Raw genomic sequence first — 19813 nt, 5'->3', positions numbered from 1 at the left:
TGCCTTAAGTCACAGAAATAAGTTCAACGGTGCCATCTTCGTTTACTTCAGTGATGTGGCCATCTGGTTCTTTCATGAAAAATAATGCACCTAAACCTAACAATGCACTGGCAGCGATAATCATAAAGAATGTTTGGTAATCAACTAATGAGAGCGCCGTTAAATATACAACAGCCCCTACATTACCGTAAGCTCCCGTCATACCTGCAATTTGCCCAGTTAAACGGCGTTTAATAAGTGGCACAGCGGCAAATACAGCCCCTTCCCCTGCTTGCACAAAAAACGAACACGCCATGGCAGCTGCAACTGCAAGCCAAAGCGGCCAGCTAGCGTCAACTAAGCCCATAACAAAATAACCTACAGCTAAGCCTGTGGTAAGTACAATAAGCGTTTTACGACGACCCATTCTATCTGAGATCCAACCACCACCAGGGCGAGAGGCTAAGTTCATAAATGCATAGGCTGAGGCAAGTAAGCCTGCGTACACCATATCAAGGCCAAATACTTCCATAAAAAATAATGGCAGCATAGATACAACGGCAAGCTCTGAGCCAAATGTTGTAAAATAAAGAATATTTAAAACAGCAACTTGCTTAAAGTCGTAACGGTGTGATTCTGGAACAGGTTGTTTAAAAATATGACCGTTAATATCAAACGTTTTATACACTTCGTAAATATAAAGCAGCACTAAAAACGCGTATGTACCAATTACAAAATTTTCAGAAAGTAAATTTGCGCCTGTAGGAGAAAGCTTCCAGGTAAGTAGCGCTAATGCACCGTACATAGGTAGTTTCATTATAAGCAGTAGTACAAAGTCGCCTTTACTGGTTACTTCCATTGCCCCTACTTTTTTAGGCTTAAAGTATGTACCGCCTTTAGGCGTATCAGTTACGTTTATGTACCAAATAATACCAAATATTACACTTAGTACGCCTGTTACACCGACCGCATAACGCCAGCCATCTTCGCCACCAAACACAAGCGCTAATATTGGTAGTAGCATAGCGGCGGCTGCAGAGCCAAAGTTACCCCAGCCTCCGTAAATACCTTCGGCTGTACCTAACTCGTTTGCCGGGAACCACTCGCTCACCATACGAATACCAACAACAAAACCCGCACCAATAAAGCCAAGGGCAAAACGGGCGATAGCTGCTTGCTCAAACGTTGTTGCAAGGGCAAACATAAAACACGGAATACTACACACAATAAGTAGTGCTGCGTACACAATACGTGGACCAAATTTATCGGTAAGCATACCAACCACGACACGAGCAGGAATAGTTAAGGCAACATTTAATATAAGCAGTGTTTTAACTTGAGCCATAGTAATGCCAAGCGAACCTGCAATAGCACCCAATAATGGCGCATGGTTAAACCATACAAAAAATGAGATAAAAAACACCATCCAGCTTAAGTGAAGTATTTTCATTTTTCCGCTAAACGATATGAGATTAAACCCAGTACTCGGTTGCATGTTATTTTTTCCTTGTAACGATTATTGTTTTAAATAGTACATACTACTTTGGTAGCATTTATACTGTGCGAATTGTTAAATTAACGTTAACCATAGTCAGCAATTACTAAGCCAACAATTAATAAATAACAAATTCAGTAAGTTACAATTTTCGCTATTGATAATAATTTCGCTTTGCACTATTTAAGTAGCAGCGATGGGCGTTAACAGTGCAAAGATTTTTAAAGCTTTACTTGCTCTAGGTTTTAACTACTTGGTATTGTTACAAAAAAATTTGAGCGCACATTTATGCAAAAACCGCCATTAACGTATCAACAGCAATTACGTTATTCTCGCCACATTATGCTTGTACAACTTGATATAGATAGACAAGAAAAACTATGGCAATCTCATGCGCTTATAGTAGGTTTAGGTGGCTTAGGCTGCCCGGTTGCACAGTACTTAGCTGCATCAGGTGTGGGAACATTAACGCTTGTAGATAACGACGTTGTTGATGCTACAAACTTGCAAAGGCAGGTGCTTTACAAACAAACAGATGTGGGAAGCTTAAAAACACACGCCGCTAAAGCGCAGTTAACTAGCTTAAATGATGAAATAGATATACATACAATCGATGCATTTTTAGATGAGCAGTCAAAGCTTGACGAGCTATTAAGTAATATTGATATAGTCATTGATTGCTCTGATAACTTGCCTACACGTAATTTACTCAATAGCGCCTGTTATAAGGCTAAAATACCGCTAGTTTCAGGCTCTGCAATTAGAATGGAAGGCCAAGTTGCCTGCTTTACCATGAAACAACATAGCCATTGCTACGAGTGCTTATCGCAGTTTTTTAATGAACAAACACAAAGCTGCTCTGAATCTGGCGTGCTCTCCCCTATTGTTGGGCTAATTGGCAGTATTCAGGCAACTGAGGCACTAAAAATACTTGCGGGTTTACCAAGCGGCTTAAGTGAACATTTATTGCTGGTGGATGGGCTCAGCATGGAGTTTAACCGCTTTAAAATTCCTAAAAATAGCCAGTGTCCCACCTGTAGTAAGTAACTCGTGTTTTAATTTTTTACTCTAGGTTATGAATAGCGGCGTAAAGTGTATCGCCCTCTTTGTAATTACTTTGATCCCATACTCTTGCTGAAAGTAAGCAATACAATGTTTGCCCATCAACATTAAGTGTAAGCTGCCAATTGCTATCAATCATTTCAGCATTAATAAGTATACAAACCAATATGTTACTATGCTCTGTGAGTATTGGTTTTATAGCACTAATTGATATTTGTTCGCTTTCAATAATTAGCTTGCCGCCCTGCTCAACTGCGCTTGGGGATACAAATAACTGCTGCTCACTTTGTTTTATTTGAAGGTGATAAACAGCATATTTTTCATCAAATTTAATAATGTCATAATTAAGTAAGCTCAGTGGTGTTTGCTTATTATTAGCATAAATAGCCTTGGCAACTAACGCACTTGCTCCTTTGTTTATCACCTTGCCTTTTTCAAGCTGAATTAGGGTATCGCAGCAAAACAGTAGCTCCTTTAATGAGTGGCTCACTATTATAAATTTAATATTAAATTTAGCTGCTAACTCACTTAATGTTGTTAGTGTTTTAAAACGAAGTGGCCAGTCGAGCGCACTAAACGGCTCATCTAAAATTATAAGTTTTTTACCTGCTAACATTGTGCGTGCAAACACCACTCGTTGACGCTCCCCGCCCGATAAACTTTGTACGTTGCGTTTAAGGAGTGGTTGTAACTCAAGAGCTGTAATCACTTCTTGCTCAGATATGTTAGTTTCCCTATTAGCGCAGTGCTTTTGAGTAAAAGCTAAATTGCCGGCAACATCTAAATGAGGAAATAACGGACAAGATTGCACTTGCAGTGTTACCCCGCGTTTATCACTAGGTAAATGATGCACAGGTTGATTATTAATATAAATACTTTGCTTGCCTTCAAGACCACTAATACAACGCAGCAATGTAGACTTACCTGATCCGGACGGACCAAAAACACCTGCAATATTAAACGACTCTAATTGCAAGTTTATATCTAAATCAAAGTTATTAAGTGCTTTAAATAGGGTTAATTTAATCATGTTATTGTTTAACCCCAACTATGCTTTTATTAAACTTAAATAACAGCACCAAACACGCAAATGAAATAGCCAATAAAATAAGAGAGAGCTGATGCGCAGCCGCATAATTTAACGATTCAACATGGTCGTACAAAGCAATTGAAACAACTTGTGTTTGCCCTTGAATATTACCGCCAATCATTAATACCAAACCAAATTCACCGAGTGTATGAGCAAACCCCAAGGCAAACGCACTACCAATACTAGGCTTTAGTAATGGTAAAATTAAATACACAAAACGCTTAAAATGACTAAGCCCAAGCGCTATTGCAGCCTCGTTATAGGTTTGATTTATTTGTTTAAAACCTGCAACCAAAGGCTGCATTACAAACGGCAATGAATAAAAAAGAGAACCAATAACCACACCTTGAAAACTAAACGCAAGCTGGGTACCCGTTAACCAAAACCAAAACTGCCCAAAAGCATGCGTTGGCGAAAAAAGAACCAATAAGTAAAAACCTAATAAAGTGGGCGGTAATACTAAAGGCATAGCAATTAATGCCTCTAAAAAAGGTTTAAATTTACCTTTGTAGCCTGCTAATTTATAAGCAACCGGAATGCAGAAAACGAGTAGTAATATAGCGGTTATAAAGGCCAGTTTTATTGTTAACCACAGCGCAGTTAAATCACTTTGAAGCATTGCTGTCCTTTGATCTGTATCCTAATTTAATAAGCTTAAGTTGAGTGCTACTTGTCATTAAAAACTCCATAAGCTTTTTTGCACTCGCCATTTTTTTTGTCGATTTTATAATAACGCCTTGTTGGATAATATCGGGGTATTCACTCGTCTCTAGCACTTTATAATCTAAATACTTGGGGTTTTGTGTATTGCTATACGCAGCTTTTAACGTAGACACCGCCACCAGCCCAATTGACACATTGCCACTTTGAACAAACTGAAAGGCCTGCGTAATGTTATTACCGTATACGTAACTTATTGGCTTTTTAAAGTTGGCATTAGCATAAAACTGCGATGCCCGACCATAAGGTGAAAAACGAGGGTTAGCAATGGCTACTTTATCATTTACTTTATTAGCATTGGGCTGCCACAATGCAAGCTCACCTAATGCGTAGGTAACTAAGCTACTTTGACTAGCAAACCCTTGTTTTACTAATGCTTGCGGGCGGAGATCATCAGCTGATAAAAACACATCAAACGGCGCACCATGTACAATCTGAGAATATAAAATCCCGCTTGAAGCCGCTGATATTTTTACTTGTACGCCGGGTAAAGGAGATTCTTGCAGTAAAGTTTGTAAGACAGTTTTAAAGTTACTTGCTACTGCGACATGCAATGTTTCTTTTGCACTTAACGTGCTTGAGAACACGCAAAATACAAACAAAAAATAACCCAGCCATGTATTGTAAAGCTTTGACATTATAAGTATTGTTTTAAAAATAAAATGATTTAAGTAAGCAATATATATGAACGATGTTTGCAATGCACCCGGTTTATTACCAATAGAAACGGCAATTCAAAACATACTAAGCTCTATCAATGCAATTTCGCACAATGAAACCATCTCCATAATGCAAAGTGTTGGCCGGGTTTTAGCCAATGATGTTAAATCTAATATTAATGTGCCTGCTCACAATAACTCTGCTATGGATGGCTATGCTGTTTGTATTTCAGATAAAAGCTTAACCTATACTCAAGTAGGGAGCGTATTTGCAGGGCAAACATTTGAAGGCACACTCACTCCCGGACAGTGCGTAAGAATAATGACGGGAGCAGCCATTGCACCGGGTGCTAATGGCGTTGTAATGCAAGAAAACGCATCGGTTAATGGTGATCAAATCACATTTACTGCGCAGCCTGCCGTTGATGAAAATATTCGTTTTGCCGGTGAAGACATTGCAATAAATGACGTTATTTTAAATGCAGGCGATAAACTTAAAGCCGTTGATGTAGGCTTACTCTCCTCTTTAGGTATTGCCGACATAAATGTCACTCGCAAATTAAAAGTCGCCGTGTTTTCTACAGGTGATGAGCTAATTGAGCCTGGACAGCCCCTTAAAAAAGGCGCTATTTATGAAAGTAACCGTGCCGTAATAATTAGTGCATTACAGCAACAAAACGTAGATGTGCTTGATTTAGGTATCATCAGCGATGATAAAGCGCTCATTACTCAAGCTTTTTTAAGTGCAGATGAAAAAGCAGATGCTGTAATAAGTTCAGGTGGTGTATCGGTTGGCGAAGCTGACTTTACTAAAGAAGTATTAAATGAAATTGGTAATATCCATTTTTGGAAAATAGCCATGAAGCCAGGTAAACCCTTTGCTTTTGGTAAGTTACCCAACAGTTACTTTTTTGGCTTACCAGGTAACCCCGTATCAGCCGCAGTAACGTTTAATCAACTAGTAGAGCCTGCACTACAAAAGCTCTCTGGACTTGGGCAAGTAACCCCTAAAATGCGTTTTAATGCTATTACAACATCAGTTGTTAAAAAACGCCCTGGCAGAGCCGACTTTCAACGCGCTACAGCTTCAACAAATGAGCAAGGTGACTTGCTTGTAACGCCATTTAATAAACAAGGCTCAGGCGTACTTTCGTCACTCAGTAGAGCAAATTGCTTAATTGTAGTACCCGCACAAAGCGGTAGCATTGCAAAAGGTGAAACGGTAAGTATTGAGTTTTTGTAAAAACACCTTTTCAATAAACGAAAAGCCCAACGAGTGTTGGGCTTTATGTTTATAAGTTATCTCTAAAAACTATTTAAAATAATGATTCGAAATCACCGTTAGAAAATAATACACCTGGGATGCCTCTCACAGCAGTAACTTCAGCAATTTTAGTATCACCAAAATATAGACCTCCACTGTAGTTACGACCTTTTTGTTTTACATCTAACCAGCGACCATTTTCACCTTTAGCAATAAGATTAAGGTTGCCACTTACATCTCTTATACGAAGATCTAAAGCTCTATTTTGTACACTCACAAAAATATCTGTTGAAGTAAGCTCTGATAAGTTTGCGGCTTCACCTACATAAGCAAATTTAAAATCACTTGCACCACTTAAAGGAAAATCTAGCTCGAAGGTAAATGCTAAATCGTCATTTTCTTCACCTATAAACGGTGAAGCTTCTACAGCCGTAATATGAAAATCTGTATTTTGAATACTGCTTTCGTAATTACCAACAAAATCAAACGTTGATAATGTGTTTGATACTTCACCAAATGAGTTTACAAAGCGCTCTAAACTTAGCGATAAATCACCATCAAGTTGACCCGCAGCTTTAGTTATAATGACATTAGTAGTTAACTGAGCAATTCCTGTCTCGGCATCTGGGTTTAACTCGTTAACTTCGTCAATTCCATCAAACTGTATCAGTAACTCGCTAACGTCAACGCTAAGTACCGTTGCACCATTTGTAATTGAAGCAGTCATTACGCCTTCAATTTTATCACCTAGTACGCCGCTCACACGAAATGTCGGAATAGATAAATCTATAGTAATAGGTAAATCATCATATGTACCGGTTATAGCCCAAGTATAAGGCGATTTACTATAGTCTATATCTAGATCTCGAAGTTTATATTGCCCTGCTGGTGTCGAATCGTCTGCTAATGGCGAATAATTAGTAATAACTTCGTTTAGTGAATTAATCAGTGCATCAAGCGTTTGTTGAGTATCTTCATCAAAAGCGCCCTCAAGCTCTTCAAATTTAGAATCAAGCTCATCTGAGTAACTTTTTTCTTGAAGCCTTGCAACACCTATAATATTACGAGTATCAACAAGTAATTCTCTTGAATCTAAACTTTGCGTAACTTGTGTTCGTTCTTGCCAATTAGAGTAGGTAGTTACACTTGCTATCGTTTGTTTCACTTCACCGGCAACGTTTTGTAATAACGCATTACCTTGATCACTAAATAAATTATCAGTAACGTATTGCGCTGCCAACTCGCTATAATCCTGCCATGCTTGCTGATCTTCTTGCTTGGTAGCAAAGTCAGTAAATGCATTATCAACACTAAAGCTTGCATCTGTAGCACCCGCAATTATTGCAGCGTAAGTAAATGCATTAGTTACCATTTCAGCTTCAACACTTGCACTTAAATTACTGTGTGTTAAATGATAAAAAGGAGTTGCTGCTAAACTTGCTGCAACAGCACTATAGCCTTGATCAGAAATCACTTTACTAAGCGGCGATAAATAAACTGTATTTTGACCCGGTGCACTAAAAGCGCTCGCTTTGTAGTTTAAAGTGACAGCTGTTGGCTCTTGATAATCAATCAAACGGTTTTCGTTTAAATCGTTAATATCTCCACGAACCGTTCTACCACAACCTGTAAAACGAGGGCATGTTAAAGTGCTATCATCAGGAATAAATTCAAAGCTGTTAAAGGTAAGTGGATCTACACTAACGCTTGCGGTATTAATATTGTCTACAGCAATCGACTCTTGAACAACACCATCACTATTTATAACATTTAAAGTGCCTTGAGAAGGCTGCCAATTTGCAACATAAAAATTTACAGTGGAAGATGTTGAAGCAACAGTAACGGCAACACTTTGAGTATCTTCACTATCAGATGAAGACCCACCACAACCGGCTAATGCGATAGCAACCCCTAAAGGTAAAATTTGTTTTAGCATCTTCATTCCTTAAAACTTAATGTTCATATACCAATTCACATTTGCATAATAGGCTTTATCTAAATCTAAACTATCAGTTTGTAAATTAAGACCAAAATACTCGTTTTCTATACCAACCAAAAAAGCCTCACTTTTTGTTTCGTAACCAGCTTGGACTTTCCAATGGTCCCAAAAGTGAATACGCCCTTTTAATTGATTAAATGTGTCTTGATCGTAGCGTTTAATTGTTAGCTGAGTTGAAAAGCGCTCATTAATTCTATAATCAGCAAATGCTTGTAAACGCATTTCCATTTCTAAATCATGTGATTGAGTGTTTCCATAAGCAGACGTTTGTAATGAAACCGTTGGTTGAGTAACAATATCGCCATTATCATCTTCTCTAAAAGGGATCTCTGTTGTTTGCCCTTTTACTGAACCACTATCGTCGTAATCCGTTTTATATAGTAAATCTTTTACGCTAAACCCTACTTGAAGGTCATCGTTTACTTGCCAATCAGCAAAAATATCCAAACTGTAGCCTAAACCTTCTGGTTTTTGTGAGGGAGTAAATTCTTTAAATAAAATGTCTTTTGAAAAGTTGTAGTCTACGGTTACGGTCCCTTCAACTTCATCACTGTAAATTTGACCATTTACAGTTGCATCTTGAAAGTGAGAACTGGCAAAAATAGATAGTTTAGGTGTAATCGTTAATGCATTTTTGTCTAAAAATTTAAAGTCATACGATACAAAAACACCGTTAGAGGTTGCTTGTTTAGCATCTAAATAATAAGTGTAAAACCTATCTTCAAAAGCTAAATCGTTTTTTTCTGTATGAGTATATAGCGCAGTATCAGGATCAAAATTAAGTACGTAATCGTAACGACTTTGTAGGCCAACTTTAAAATTTCCGTAACCAACACCGACTTCAAATATATTGTAGGTAAATGCACTATCACCTGATTTAAGTGGCGCGTCAAAATCATCAACAAAAGCTTGTACTGGTTGTGCTTCGGTATAAATTTCTGCGTCAAAGTGGGTAAAAATTTGAAATTGATTATCTGCGGATGCAAGAGGAGAAACAAGAGCTGTCGAAAATCCTAACAAGAGAATTTTTTTTTTCATAATAAAATCGCTTTCTATAAAAAAAGGGAAAAGCGCACAGCTTTTCCCTTTTATAGTTTTAAATTACTTACTTGCGTCGATTAAATCAACATCTGTGTAAGGCACTACATCACCATCAATGTAAGTGATTGATACACCGTTAGTAACTTTAGTCGCAGTACCAAATGACATCATTTCGCCATTGTACATTGCCTTCACATCACCTGTGTAGCCTTCAGACTCCATACCAGTTAGAGATAAAGTGTAACCCATTGCTGTATCACCTTTAACCATAACATCTAATGTACTTTCGTCTTCATCACCACTGCTATCAACCATGCCCATAACTTTAAAGTCTAGGTCGCCAGACATACCTTCAAGGGTAACTGTACCCATATCAGTAGCATCATTAGCAGTTATATTTAACATACCCGCAAAACCAGACTCACCGTCCATAATTTCAACGTGGTTCCAGGTTTCAGTATTAACGATTTCCGCATCATCAACAGTGTCAGCATCTACTTCACCATCAAAAGTAAATATTAAACAAGAATCAATTTGAGTCTCGTCAATAGTACCGGCTGCAAAATCAACACAATCTGTAAGTGCGTTTGCTTGTGAATCTGCAGTCATTAACTCAACCGTAGCATCACCACCAACTAACGTAGCACCCCAAGCAACAACTAACTGCTCGCCTTGGTAAGAAGCAAAAGCACTGATCGTTTCACCTGTGGTTTCATTGTTAAGTATCAGTATTAAGTCGTCCAAGCTGTAAGCATAAGTCCAGTTAGGTTGACGAGTAGACGTACCTTCACCTGAGTTACCCATATCAGCTAGCTCATCAATAACGTCTGCTAAAACATCAGCGGCATCAATAACTGCTTGACCACCAGTGTTAGTAAGTACAGTCATTGTTGAAAGCGACTCAGAAGTAGCTTTAACTGAAGTAAGTACTGCAAATTTAGCAACCGCTTCTTCAGCAGTAATTTGTAAATTATAAGCTGTTACAAATTGCTCATTTGCTAATTCGCCTTGAGCCTCAGCAGCTGTTTGCATTGCTACTAATGCATCTACCATTGCTTGAGCACCTTCGCCTTCAAGTTCTAAGTAGTCATTTGCAGCAGCAAGTGCTTGTGCAATAGCAATTTCTAGTGCATCAACCGCTGCCGCAAATTCTGAAGCAGCCTCAACAGCATTCATTGCAAGCTCTTGAGCTTCGGCTGCATTTTCAGCTGTATCTACCATTGCATCTTCAGCTGTAGCAAGTGCGCTTGTAGAAGTAGCTTCAGCCATATCTGCAGCAGTCTTTTTAACGTCAGCTACACCAGCAGTGTCTTCTGCTACTAACTTAGCAGCAGCAAGTTCAATATCAAAATCTTCAATTGCGGCATCAGCTTCAGCAACTAATGCAGCAAGTGCAACATCATAGGCCACGGCATCAGTAACAGCTGTTAGCGCATCAGTATTTAGTGATGTTGCAGAGTCAAGAACTTGTTGATAATCAGAACTCTCTGCAACTAAAGCATTTGCTGCAGTTACATAACCTTGAGATTTAACATAAATAGAACCAGCTTTAACAGATAAGCCAGCTGTATCTGCTTCGTTTTTAAGAAGCGTAACGGCACTAACAAATGCTGCTGCGTTATCTGCAGTAAGCGCGTCGCCACCCATTGCTTGTACATCTTCAAGTGAGCTTTCAGCGCTATCAATATCCATTTCAAGAGCTGTAAGTGAAGTTTGAGAAGCTGTTATCTCTGCTGTTAAAGCAGCAGCTAAAGCAACGTAAAAATCTTCATCTACAGTACAACCTGAATCAGTACAGCCTATTACTTCTAATGCTTTTTTAACTTTTTCTGCAGCAGCGGCAAGTCCAGCGTCTGTTGCTGCACCATTTTTAACTGCTTTATCTTTAGCTTCTTTTGCTTTTTTAGCAATATCAGCTGAGTTTGCTGCAAATGCAACAATTTCACCTGCGCTAGGCGCTGGAATTTTTGCAGCGTAAGCGGCTTCTAATGCAGCTTTAATATCGTCTTCACTACCTGTAGCAATCGCAACAAAAACATTTGAAGTGCTTGTCACAGCACTTTGTAACATTGTAGCAATTGCAGCAATACCTTCATCAGTGTTATTTTTGAACTGACCTGATTGAATGCCAGCTTTAATGCTGCTCATTACATCTGCAATTGAAGGCAAGCCTTGGATTGAAGATGAGAGCTGCGCAATAGCTAAAATACCTTCGCTTAGCTCTTCTTCACCGTCTACTTCACTTAAATCAACTGCGCCACCGTTAGATAAATCACCAATAATAGATGATAATAATAGTGCTGCATCAGGGCCTAGTACCTGTATAACAGTATCAAGGCTTGCAGATGCAATTGCACTTTCATCAATAGAAGCACCAGATTCAATAAGAATACTTGCTACTAGTGTTGTTAAGAAAGTTGCATTAGCTTTATAAGAGCTATCAACATTTTCTTCACCAGCTATGCCACTTGCGCCCGATGTATCAGCTTCTACCGCAGGGATGTATTTTACTACAGATAGTTCTAAGTCTGTTTTGTACCATTCACCAAATTCAATTTTAGTGTCACCGTCGTTTACGTCATCAGCCTCTGGAGCTTCATCGTAATCACCACAACCTACATAAGCATCACAGCGTAAAAAGCTATCATCGCCTTCAGCAGATGTTTTTACTGTAATATATACAGGACCAGTAAAGTCACTTTCTAAATAAATGCTGTAACGACCGCTTTCATCGGTAACTACGTCAGGGTTTGAAGCTTGCTTACTTGCTTCTACAGCTGCATCAGCAGCATCTTGAGATAAGCCTTCTTCTGAAAATGTTTCAGCTTCTGCTGAAGCCGCAGAGCGAAAAGCAACAGGAACACTTTGGCCTGAGTCATCTAAAGTAGTAACTGAAACAACTGCACCTTTCATTGCGCCTTTAACTGCTTTACCGGTAACTTCAACACTAAATTGAGCTTCTCCAGTTGCTGAGAAAGATTCAACAGGTGGCACATAGGTGTTTCTATCGTTATCAGTACCACATGCTGTTAAGCCTAAAGTAAGTGCAACTGAAGCTGCAATAGGTGTAAATTTGATCATACGCTTTGCCATTTATTTCTCCTTGATAGCCTGGAATGAGTATCAAAATTAGTTTAGTTGATAATGATATGCATACGCTTTATGTTTACAAAAACAATAAACAAACACACATTCATAACCTTTGTTACTAGAACTTTAAAAATACCATTAAGCTATGTAGTTTTGCTACATATTTATACATTTTAAGTAAGTATTTTTGATTTAACTGGTACATAACTTCTTTATCAGCACCTTTAGGATTCAAATACCTATGGGAACTCATAAAGAACCTACGTCCACTTAAACAATATATTCATATTATTAAACGAATATTACATTTAATTTAGTTTGTTAATAATATTCTTCAAGTAAATGCGGCAGATACACGAAAAAAAATGACACTTTAGCTTTTATTAGTAATAAAGAATTGGTTTTAGAAGATTTATGGATGGTGAAATATAAACAGTGCGTTTATATTTAGTATAATTACGGCTAAACAAGGCGCTTTATAATTGTACTTATATCTAACGATTTAGCTGCTAGATATAAGTAACCTAAGTTTAAAATGCAGTTACCCGGGAACTCTTACAACCCCTTCCATAAGTACACGAGCACTTCGGCTCATACTAGCTTTGGTAACTTGCCAATCTCCAGCTATTTTTTTAGCTTCTGCGCCTACTTTTAACGTGCCCGAGGGGTGACCAAAGTTAACTTCATTTAATGCACCGCCTCGAGCAGCTATATTTACAAGCGTACCTTCTATGGCAGCTGCCGTACCAATAGCAACTGCGGCTGTACCCATCATGGCGTGGTGAAGCTTACCCATTGACATAGCGCGTACTAACAAATTAATACTGTTTGCCCTAATATACTTATTACTTGACGATGTATAGTCTGCGGGACCTGCAACAAATGCTACTTTAGGTGTATGTTGGCGCGCTTGTGCTTCGTTAATATTAGTAATTAACCCCATTTTTACTGCGCCATAGGCACGAATAGTTTCGAGCTTTTCAAGTGCTGCTGTATCGTTATTTATGTCATCTTGTAGCTCAGTGCCGGTATAGCCAATATCGCAAGCATTAATAAATACAGTAGGAATACCTGCGTTGATCATGGTGGCTTTTAAAGTACCAACACCCGGTACTTCTAAGTCATCCACTACATTGCCTGTTGGAAATAACGCGCCATCACCGTCGGCAGGGTCTAAAAACTCAAGCTTTACCTCGGCGGCAGCAAAGGTAACACCGTCGAGCTCAAAATCACCGGTTTCTTGTACTTCACCATTGGTCATAGGCACATGAACTAAAATACTTTTTTTAATATTAGCTTGCCACACACGCACAATAGCAACGCCGTTGTCGGGCACTGTATTTTTATCAACTAAGCCATTCGTTATTGCAAATGCGCCTACAGCCGAAGTTAAATTACCGCAGTTACCGCTCCAATCTACAAACGGCTTATCAATGGCAACTTGCCCAAATAAATAATCAACATCGTGGTTAGATTGCTCACTTTTACTTAAAATAACTGTTTTACTTGTGCTTGATGTAGCACCGCCCATTCCATCGGTTTGTTTGCCGTATGGGTCAGGGCTACCTATAACACGTAGTAATAAATTATCGCGCGCCTCACCTGCCACTTGGGCAGGTTTTGGTAAATCGGTTAATTTAAAAAAAACGCCTTTACTGGTGCCGCCACGCATGTAAGTTGCTGGTACTTTAATTTGTGGTTTAAACATAATGCACGCCCCTTATGCTGATTGCGTTGCTTCTAAAAAGTCTTGTGCAAAACGCTGTAATACACCGCCAGCAGCATAAATAGAAAGCTCCTCTTGCGTATCCAATCTGCATTTCATAGGTACCGTTAGTACCTCACCATTTTTACGCGTAATCACCAAATCAATGGTAGCGCCAGGTGTTGGCTCACCTTTTACATCAAAGCTTTCGCTGCCATCAATGTTAAGCGTTTTGCGGGTAGTGCCTGGTTTAAATTCAAGCGGTAAAACCCCCATACCAATTAAGTTAGTACGGTGTATGCGCTCAAAGCCTTCTGCGGCTATAACTTCAACGCCTGCAAGCCTTACACCTTTTGCAGCCCAATCGCGAGATGAGCCTTGGCCATAATCGGCACCCGCTACAATTATTAGCGGCTGTTTACGCTGCATATAAGCTTCAATTGCTTCCCACATACGGGTATTAGTACCTTGAGGCTCTAAACGCGCGTATGAACCTTGTTTAACTTCGCCGTTTTCATCAAGCACCATTTCGTTTAACAATTTAGGGTTTGCAAACGTGGCACGCTGCGCTGTTAAGTGATCGCCTCGGTGCGTTGCGTACGAGTTAAAGTCCTCTTCTGGGACATTCATTTTAGTTAAGTATTCACCTGCGGCACTGCTTGCCATAATTGCGTTTGATGGCGATAAATGATCCGTTGTAATATTATCGCCAAGTACAGCAAGAGCGCGCATGCCGGTCATGGTACGCTCACCTGCAAGTGCGCCTTCCCAGTATGGCGGGCGGCGAATATAAGTACTTTGCTCGCGCCACTCATAAAGTGGGTCATTGTCTTCACCGTAATCTACGGTTAAATCAAACATAGGCTCGTATACTTTTTTAAATTGCTCTGGCTTTACACTTTGTTTTATTACTTCATCTATTTCTTCATCGCTTGGCCATAAGTCTTTTAGCGTTATATCATTGCCGTTTTGATCTTGCCCTAAACTATCTTTTTCAATATCAAAACGAATAGTGCCAGCAATAGCATAAGCCACAACTAATGGCGGTGACGCTAAAAAGGCTTGCTTAGCATACGGATGTATACGCCCATCAAAGTTACGGTTGCCCGAAAGTACCGCTGTTGCGTATAAGTCGCGATCTATCACTTCTTGTTGAATTACAGGGTCAAGCGCGCCACTCATGCCGTTACAGGTAGTGCAAGCAAAACCCACAATACCAAAGCCAAGTTTTTCAAGTTCAGGGAGTAATTTTGCTTCTTCTAGGTATGATTGCACCGCTTTTGAACCCGGTGCTAATGACGTTTTAACCCAGGGTTTACGCATTAAACCTTTTGCATTTGCGTTACGCGCAAGTAAGCCGGCAGCAATTACGTTGCGCGGATTACTGGTGTTAGTACAACTGGTAATAGCAGCAATAATACAGGCGCCATCTGGCATTAAGCCTTCCTCGTTTTCAACCTTGCCTGATATACCTTCTTTTGCTAAATCGCTGGTTGATACACGGCGATGGGGATTTGAAGGCCCAGCAATATTACGTCCAACGCTAGATAAATCAAAGGTCAAAACACGCTCATACTTTGCGATTTTTAAACTATCGCTCCAAAGGCCTGCCGTTTTAGCGTAGTTTTCTACAAGCGCGATTTGCTCTTCATCACGCCCTGTTAAACGCAAATAATCGATTGTTTTATCGTCTATATAAAACATGGCCGCAGTTGCACCAAATTCTGGCGTCATATTTGAAATGGTAGCTCTGTCACCAAGTGTAAGCGCGTCAGCACCTTCACCATAAAATTCTAAATAGGTCGAAACCACACGCTGAGCGCGTAAAAATTCAGTAATGGCCAGTACTATATCGGTTGCAGTAATGCCAGGCTGACGAGTGCCTGTAAGCTCAACACCTACTATATCAGGCAGGCGCATGTACGAGGCACGGCCAAGCATTACGCTCTCAGCTTCAAGCCCACCTACGCCCACTGCAATTACGCCAAGTGCATCCACATGCGGGGTGTGGCTGTCGGTACCTACTAAGGTATCGGGAAATGCAATGCCATCGCGGTTTTGAATAACAGGCGACATTTTTTCAAGGTTAATTTGATGCATAATGCCGTTACCAGGCGGGATAACATCAATATTTTTAAAGGCGGTTTTAGTCCAGTTTATAAAATGAAAACGGTCATCGTTGCGTCTATCTTCTATTGCACGGTTTTTTTCAAATGCTTCAGGATCAAAGCCTGCGTGCTCAACTGCTAATGAGTGATCAACAATTAGCTGTGTTGGCACAACCGGGTTTACTTTTGCAGGATCACCACCTTTAGCGGCTATAGCGTCGCGCAGGCCTGCTAAATCAACTAATGCAGTTTGGCCTAAAATATCGTGGCACACCACGCGGGCCGGATACCACGGAAAATCTAAATCTTGTTTGCGCTCAATAAGCTGTTCAAGGGCATCGGTTAGCATATCAGGCTCACAGCGGCGTACTAAGTTTTCGGCAAGTACGCGCGATGTGTAAGGCAATGTGGCATAAGCGCCTGGCTTTATTGCATCTACCGCAGCTTGCGTGTCGTAGTAATCTACATTGGAGCCGGGCAATGGTTTTCGGTATTGGGTGTTATTAATTATGGTCATAATACATGTTCGCTAATAGGTGACGGGAAATAAAAAGGCAAGAGGTGAGCGTGTTGCTCACCCTATACCAATCCGCTTAATTAAGTATTGTTACGGATTGGTATTATGCGTAACTAATCAGCCTCTTGATTCAATTGGCGTGTAGCTGCGTGCGTCTGGTCCTGTGTAATCGGCACTTGGGCGAATAATACGGTTATTAGCACGTTGCTCTTTAACATGTGCAGTCCAGCCTGTAACACGGCTCATAACAAATATTGGCGTAAACAATTTGGTTGGAATATCCATAAAGTGATACGCCGATGCATGGAAAAAATCGGCATTACAAAACAGTTTTTTCTCGCGCCACATAACCTCTTCACAACGAACCGAAACCGGGTAAAGCACATCATCGCCCACCTCAGCCGCTAGTTTTTCAGAGAATTTTTTAATAATTACGTTACGCGGATCTGACTCGCGATAAATAGCGTGGCCAAAGCCCATTATTTTATCTTTACGCTCTAACATGCCCATAACTTCTTGCTCGGCGTGCTCTGCACTTGTAAAGTTTTGAATCATATCCATAGCGGCTTCGTTTGCACCACCATGAAGTGGCCCACGTAGCGTGCCAATAGCGCCCGTTACACACGAATGAATATCAGAAAGCGTTGATGCACACACGCGCCCCGTAAAGGTAGAAGCGTTAAACTCATGCTCTGCGTATAAAATTAGTGACACATTCATTACTTGAGCAAAAAGCTCGCTCGGTGCTTTGTCGTGTAATAAATTTAAAAAGTGCGCGCCTACTGAGTCGTCATCAGTTTGGGTTTCAATGCGAACGCCATCGTGTGTAAAGCGGTACCAATAACAAATAATGCTTGGGAACACTGCAACCATACGGTCAATCGCATCGTTTGCTTGGCTAAAATCAAGTTCCATTTCTAGGTTACCCAGCATAGAGCAACCGGTACGCATAACATCCATTGGGTGCGCGTCTTTAGGGATATTTTCAAGCACGGTTTTTAGTGCATCTGGCAGGCCGCGTAAGCTTTTTAATTTAGCTTTATACTCGGCTAGTTCATTGGCTGTTGGTAACTCGCCGCGTGAAAGTAAAAAAGACACTTCCTCAAACTGTGCTTTTTCGGCAAGTTCGCTAATATCGTAACCACAATACGTTAAACCAGAGCCAGTTTGCCCTACTGTACATAATGCTGTTTGCCCTGCAACTTGCCCGCGTAAACCTGCTCCGCCTAATGCTTTATCTACCATGATCTTCTCCTATCTAAATTTGTGTGTGGTATCTATTTTAATAGTTATTATTTGTCAGATTTTGATGAAAAAAGGTTATCAAGTGTGTTTTCGTATGTGTGATAATCTAAAAAGTCGTATAACTCGGCGCGTGTTTGCATGTTCTCAATTTGGCTTTGCTGAGAGCCTTCATTTAAAATCGCAGAGTACACATTAAGAGCGGCTTTATTCATAGCTCTAAACGCACTAAGTGGGTAAAGCACCATTTCAACACCTACCTCGCTTAACTGCTCTTTTGTGTAAATAGGCGTTTGGCCAAACTCTGTAATGTTAGCTAAAATTGGTACATTAATCGCTTTCGAAAATGCTTGGTAATCAGCAAGGTCGTGCACAGCTTCTGCAAAAATCGCGTCTGCGCCAGCTTCAACACACGCAGCTGCGCGGTCAATCGCAGCGCTTAACCCTTCTTTTTGAAACGCATCGGTGCGGGCCATAATATAGAAGTCGCTATCGGTTTTAGCATCAACTGCGGCTTTAATGCGGTCAACCATTTCACCTTGGCTTACAATTTCTTTATTAGGGCGATGACCACAACGCTTTTGCGCTACTTGGTCTTCAATATGAAAACCCGCCGCGCCTGCTTTGGTCATTTCTTTAACGGTACGAGCAATGTTAAACGCGCCGCCCCACCCTGTATCAGCATCTACTAGCAGTGGTAAATCGCTGGCACCGGTTATGCGGCGAATATCTTCAAGTACGTTATCAAGGCTGGTCATGCCTAAATCGGGCATACCGTAAGAGGCATTTGCCACACCTGCACCAGAGAGGTAAATTGCTTGGTGGCCCATTTTTTCAGCCATCATGGCTGTGTAGGCATTAATAGTACCTACTACTTGTAATGGGCGGTTATTCGCAATGGCCTGTTTAAATTTTAATCCTGCTGACATTACTTTCTCCTCACTTTGAACGGTTGCTATATGGAGTAACTTATAGTTTTAGTTTTGATCTTAATTTTGGCTGTTTTTGTTAGCGAAGCAGCTTATGCTCTCTACTTCGCTAATAAATCAAATTTGGTTTGAATATTGGCTTGCGAGGCACTTATGTGTCGCTTCATAAGCATTTCGGCAAGTTCACCATCATGGTTTTCTATTGCGTTAATAATGGCTAAGTGCTCGTCGAACGCTTTAGATACACGCGGCCCCACCATACCCATTTGCACACGGTACATACGAATTAATTGATAAAGTTCGTTACATAACAAATGAATTAAATGAGCGTTTTTACTACCTTTGATGATGCGATAGTGAAAGTCTAAATCGCCTGCTTCTTGATAATACGACTCGCCTTCTTTTACACGCTGAGTTTGCAAATGCTGATTAAGTAATTGCTTTAAACCTTTAACTTCCTCGGGCTCCATATTGTCGGCAGCAAGCCTACAAGCCAACCCTTCAAGGGAGCTACGAACCTGATACACTTCAATTAAACGTTCTGCTGTAAGCGCCACTACACGGCAGCCTACATTGGCTTTACGCTCAACTAAATAACAGCTTTCTAAACGATTTAATGCTTCTCTTAGCGTGGCACGGCTTACGCCGTAACGCTTTGCAAGCTCCGGCTCTGATATTTTGCTGCCTTGCTCTATGCTGCCCTCTACTATTTCGCGGCGCATATCTACAAACACTTGATCAGATGCTGTAGTAATAGGTGTATCGTTTAAAAAAGGTTGCGTCATGGCTTCATAAATAAATTGTCGACAATTGATGGGTTAACTATGTGCTTAATAAAAAAACATGTCAACCCCACCCAGGGTGAAAATGAGTAAAAAACACACTCATTGTCGACACTGTTAATCTAAAGTCT

At 40.3% G+C, this 19813-nt stretch carries 14 protein-coding genes; 2 read left to right on the top strand and 12 right to left on the bottom strand.

Annotated elements, in window-relative coordinates:
* Nucleotides 1-4 precede the first annotated feature (4 nt).
* Nucleotides 5-1474: a NarK family nitrate/nitrite MFS transporter gene (locus tag ATS74_RS15395; RefSeq protein WP_058549749.1), complete on the bottom strand. Its 1470-nt coding sequence runs from the start codon at nt 1472-1474 to the stop codon at nt 5-7.
* Nucleotides 1475-1762: 288 nt separating this feature from the next.
* On the opposite strand from ATS74_RS15395, the gene ATS74_RS15390 reads away from it, so the two are divergent.
* On the top strand, nt 1763-2521 hold the full coding sequence (locus tag ATS74_RS15390; protein WP_058549748.1) for a HesA/MoeB/ThiF family protein: 759 nt from the start codon (nt 1763-1765) through the stop codon (nt 2519-2521).
* A gap of 16 nt (nt 2522-2537) precedes the next feature.
* Here the strand turns inward: ATS74_RS15390 and ATS74_RS15385 are convergent, their stop codons facing one another.
* The 3 genes from ATS74_RS15385 to modA are packed head-to-tail and all read right to left on the bottom strand — an operon-like array spanning nt 2538 to nt 4984.
* Nucleotides 2538-3566: an ATP-binding cassette domain-containing protein gene (locus ATS74_RS15385; RefSeq protein ID WP_058549747.1), complete on the bottom strand. Its 1029-nt coding sequence runs from the start codon at nt 3564-3566 to the stop codon at nt 2538-2540.
* 1 nt (nt 3567) lies between these two features.
* Entirely contained in the window at nt 3568-4245 is a 678-nt protein-coding gene (modB, locus tag ATS74_RS15380; RefSeq protein ID WP_058549746.1) for a molybdate ABC transporter permease subunit, read from the bottom strand.
* Complete coding sequence (gene modA, locus ATS74_RS15375; RefSeq protein ID WP_058549803.1) at nt 4232-4984, bottom strand: molybdate ABC transporter substrate-binding protein; 753 nt, start codon at nt 4982-4984, stop codon at nt 4232-4234. Before modA ends, modB begins: the two co-directional genes overlap by 14 nt.
* A gap of 46 nt (nt 4985-5030) precedes the next feature.
* Between modA and moeA the strand changes: the two genes are divergently transcribed.
* Nucleotides 5031-6248 (top strand): molybdopterin molybdotransferase MoeA, encoded by a 1218-nt coding sequence (gene moeA / locus ATS74_RS15370; RefSeq protein WP_058549745.1) that lies wholly within the window; start codon nt 5031-5033, stop codon nt 6246-6248.
* 73 nt (nt 6249-6321) lie between these two features.
* On the opposite strand, the gene ATS74_RS15365 is transcribed toward moeA, so the two are convergent.
* From ATS74_RS15365 to ATS74_RS15330, 8 genes are all read right to left on the bottom strand, one after another.
* A complete protein-coding gene (locus ATS74_RS15365; protein ID WP_058549744.1) occupies nt 6322-8205 on the bottom strand; it encodes a hypothetical protein in 1884 nt (627 codons plus the stop codon).
* 9 nt (nt 8206-8214) lie between these two features.
* Nucleotides 8215-9306 carry a hypothetical protein gene (locus ATS74_RS15360; RefSeq protein WP_058549743.1) on the bottom strand — a complete coding sequence of 364 codons (1092 nt, stop codon included), beginning with the start codon at nt 9304-9306 and terminating at the stop codon, nt 8215-8217.
* 63 nt (nt 9307-9369) lie between these two features.
* Nucleotides 9370-12402 carry a hypothetical protein gene (locus ATS74_RS15355; RefSeq protein WP_058549742.1) on the bottom strand — a complete coding sequence of 1011 codons (3033 nt, stop codon included), beginning with the start codon at nt 12400-12402 and terminating at the stop codon, nt 9370-9372.
* Between the two features lie 538 nt (nt 12403-12940).
* Complete coding sequence (prpF, locus tag ATS74_RS15350) at nt 12941-14107, bottom strand: 2-methylaconitate cis-trans isomerase PrpF (RefSeq protein ID WP_058549741.1); 1167 nt, start codon at nt 14105-14107, stop codon at nt 12941-12943.
* Between the two features lie 12 nt (nt 14108-14119).
* Entirely contained in the window at nt 14120-16729 is a 2610-nt protein-coding gene (gene acnD, locus ATS74_RS15345; RefSeq protein WP_058549740.1) for a Fe/S-dependent 2-methylisocitrate dehydratase AcnD, read from the bottom strand.
* Between the two features lie 117 nt (nt 16730-16846).
* A complete protein-coding gene (gene prpC, locus ATS74_RS15340) occupies nt 16847-17974 on the bottom strand; it encodes a bifunctional 2-methylcitrate synthase/citrate synthase (RefSeq protein ID WP_058549739.1) in 1128 nt (375 codons plus the stop codon).
* A 47-nt stretch (nt 17975-18021) separates the two neighbouring features.
* Complete coding sequence (gene prpB, locus ATS74_RS15335; protein WP_058549738.1) at nt 18022-18900, bottom strand: methylisocitrate lyase; 879 nt, start codon at nt 18898-18900, stop codon at nt 18022-18024.
* A gap of 101 nt (nt 18901-19001) precedes the next feature.
* The gene (locus ATS74_RS15330; protein WP_058549737.1) at nt 19002-19685 is read right to left on the bottom strand and encodes a GntR family transcriptional regulator; all 684 of its coding nucleotides are present in this window, start codon (nt 19683-19685) and stop codon (nt 19002-19004) included.
* Nucleotides 19686-19813: the final 128 nt, after the last annotated feature.

The sequence above is a fragment of the Pseudoalteromonas sp. H103 genome (genome assembly GCF_001469205.1).
GTDB lineage: Bacteria > Pseudomonadota > Gammaproteobacteria > Enterobacterales > Alteromonadaceae > Pseudoalteromonas > Pseudoalteromonas carrageenovora.
The sequence above is the reverse complement of the archived record's forward strand: the minus strand, read 5'-3'. Positions and strand labels throughout refer to the sequence as shown.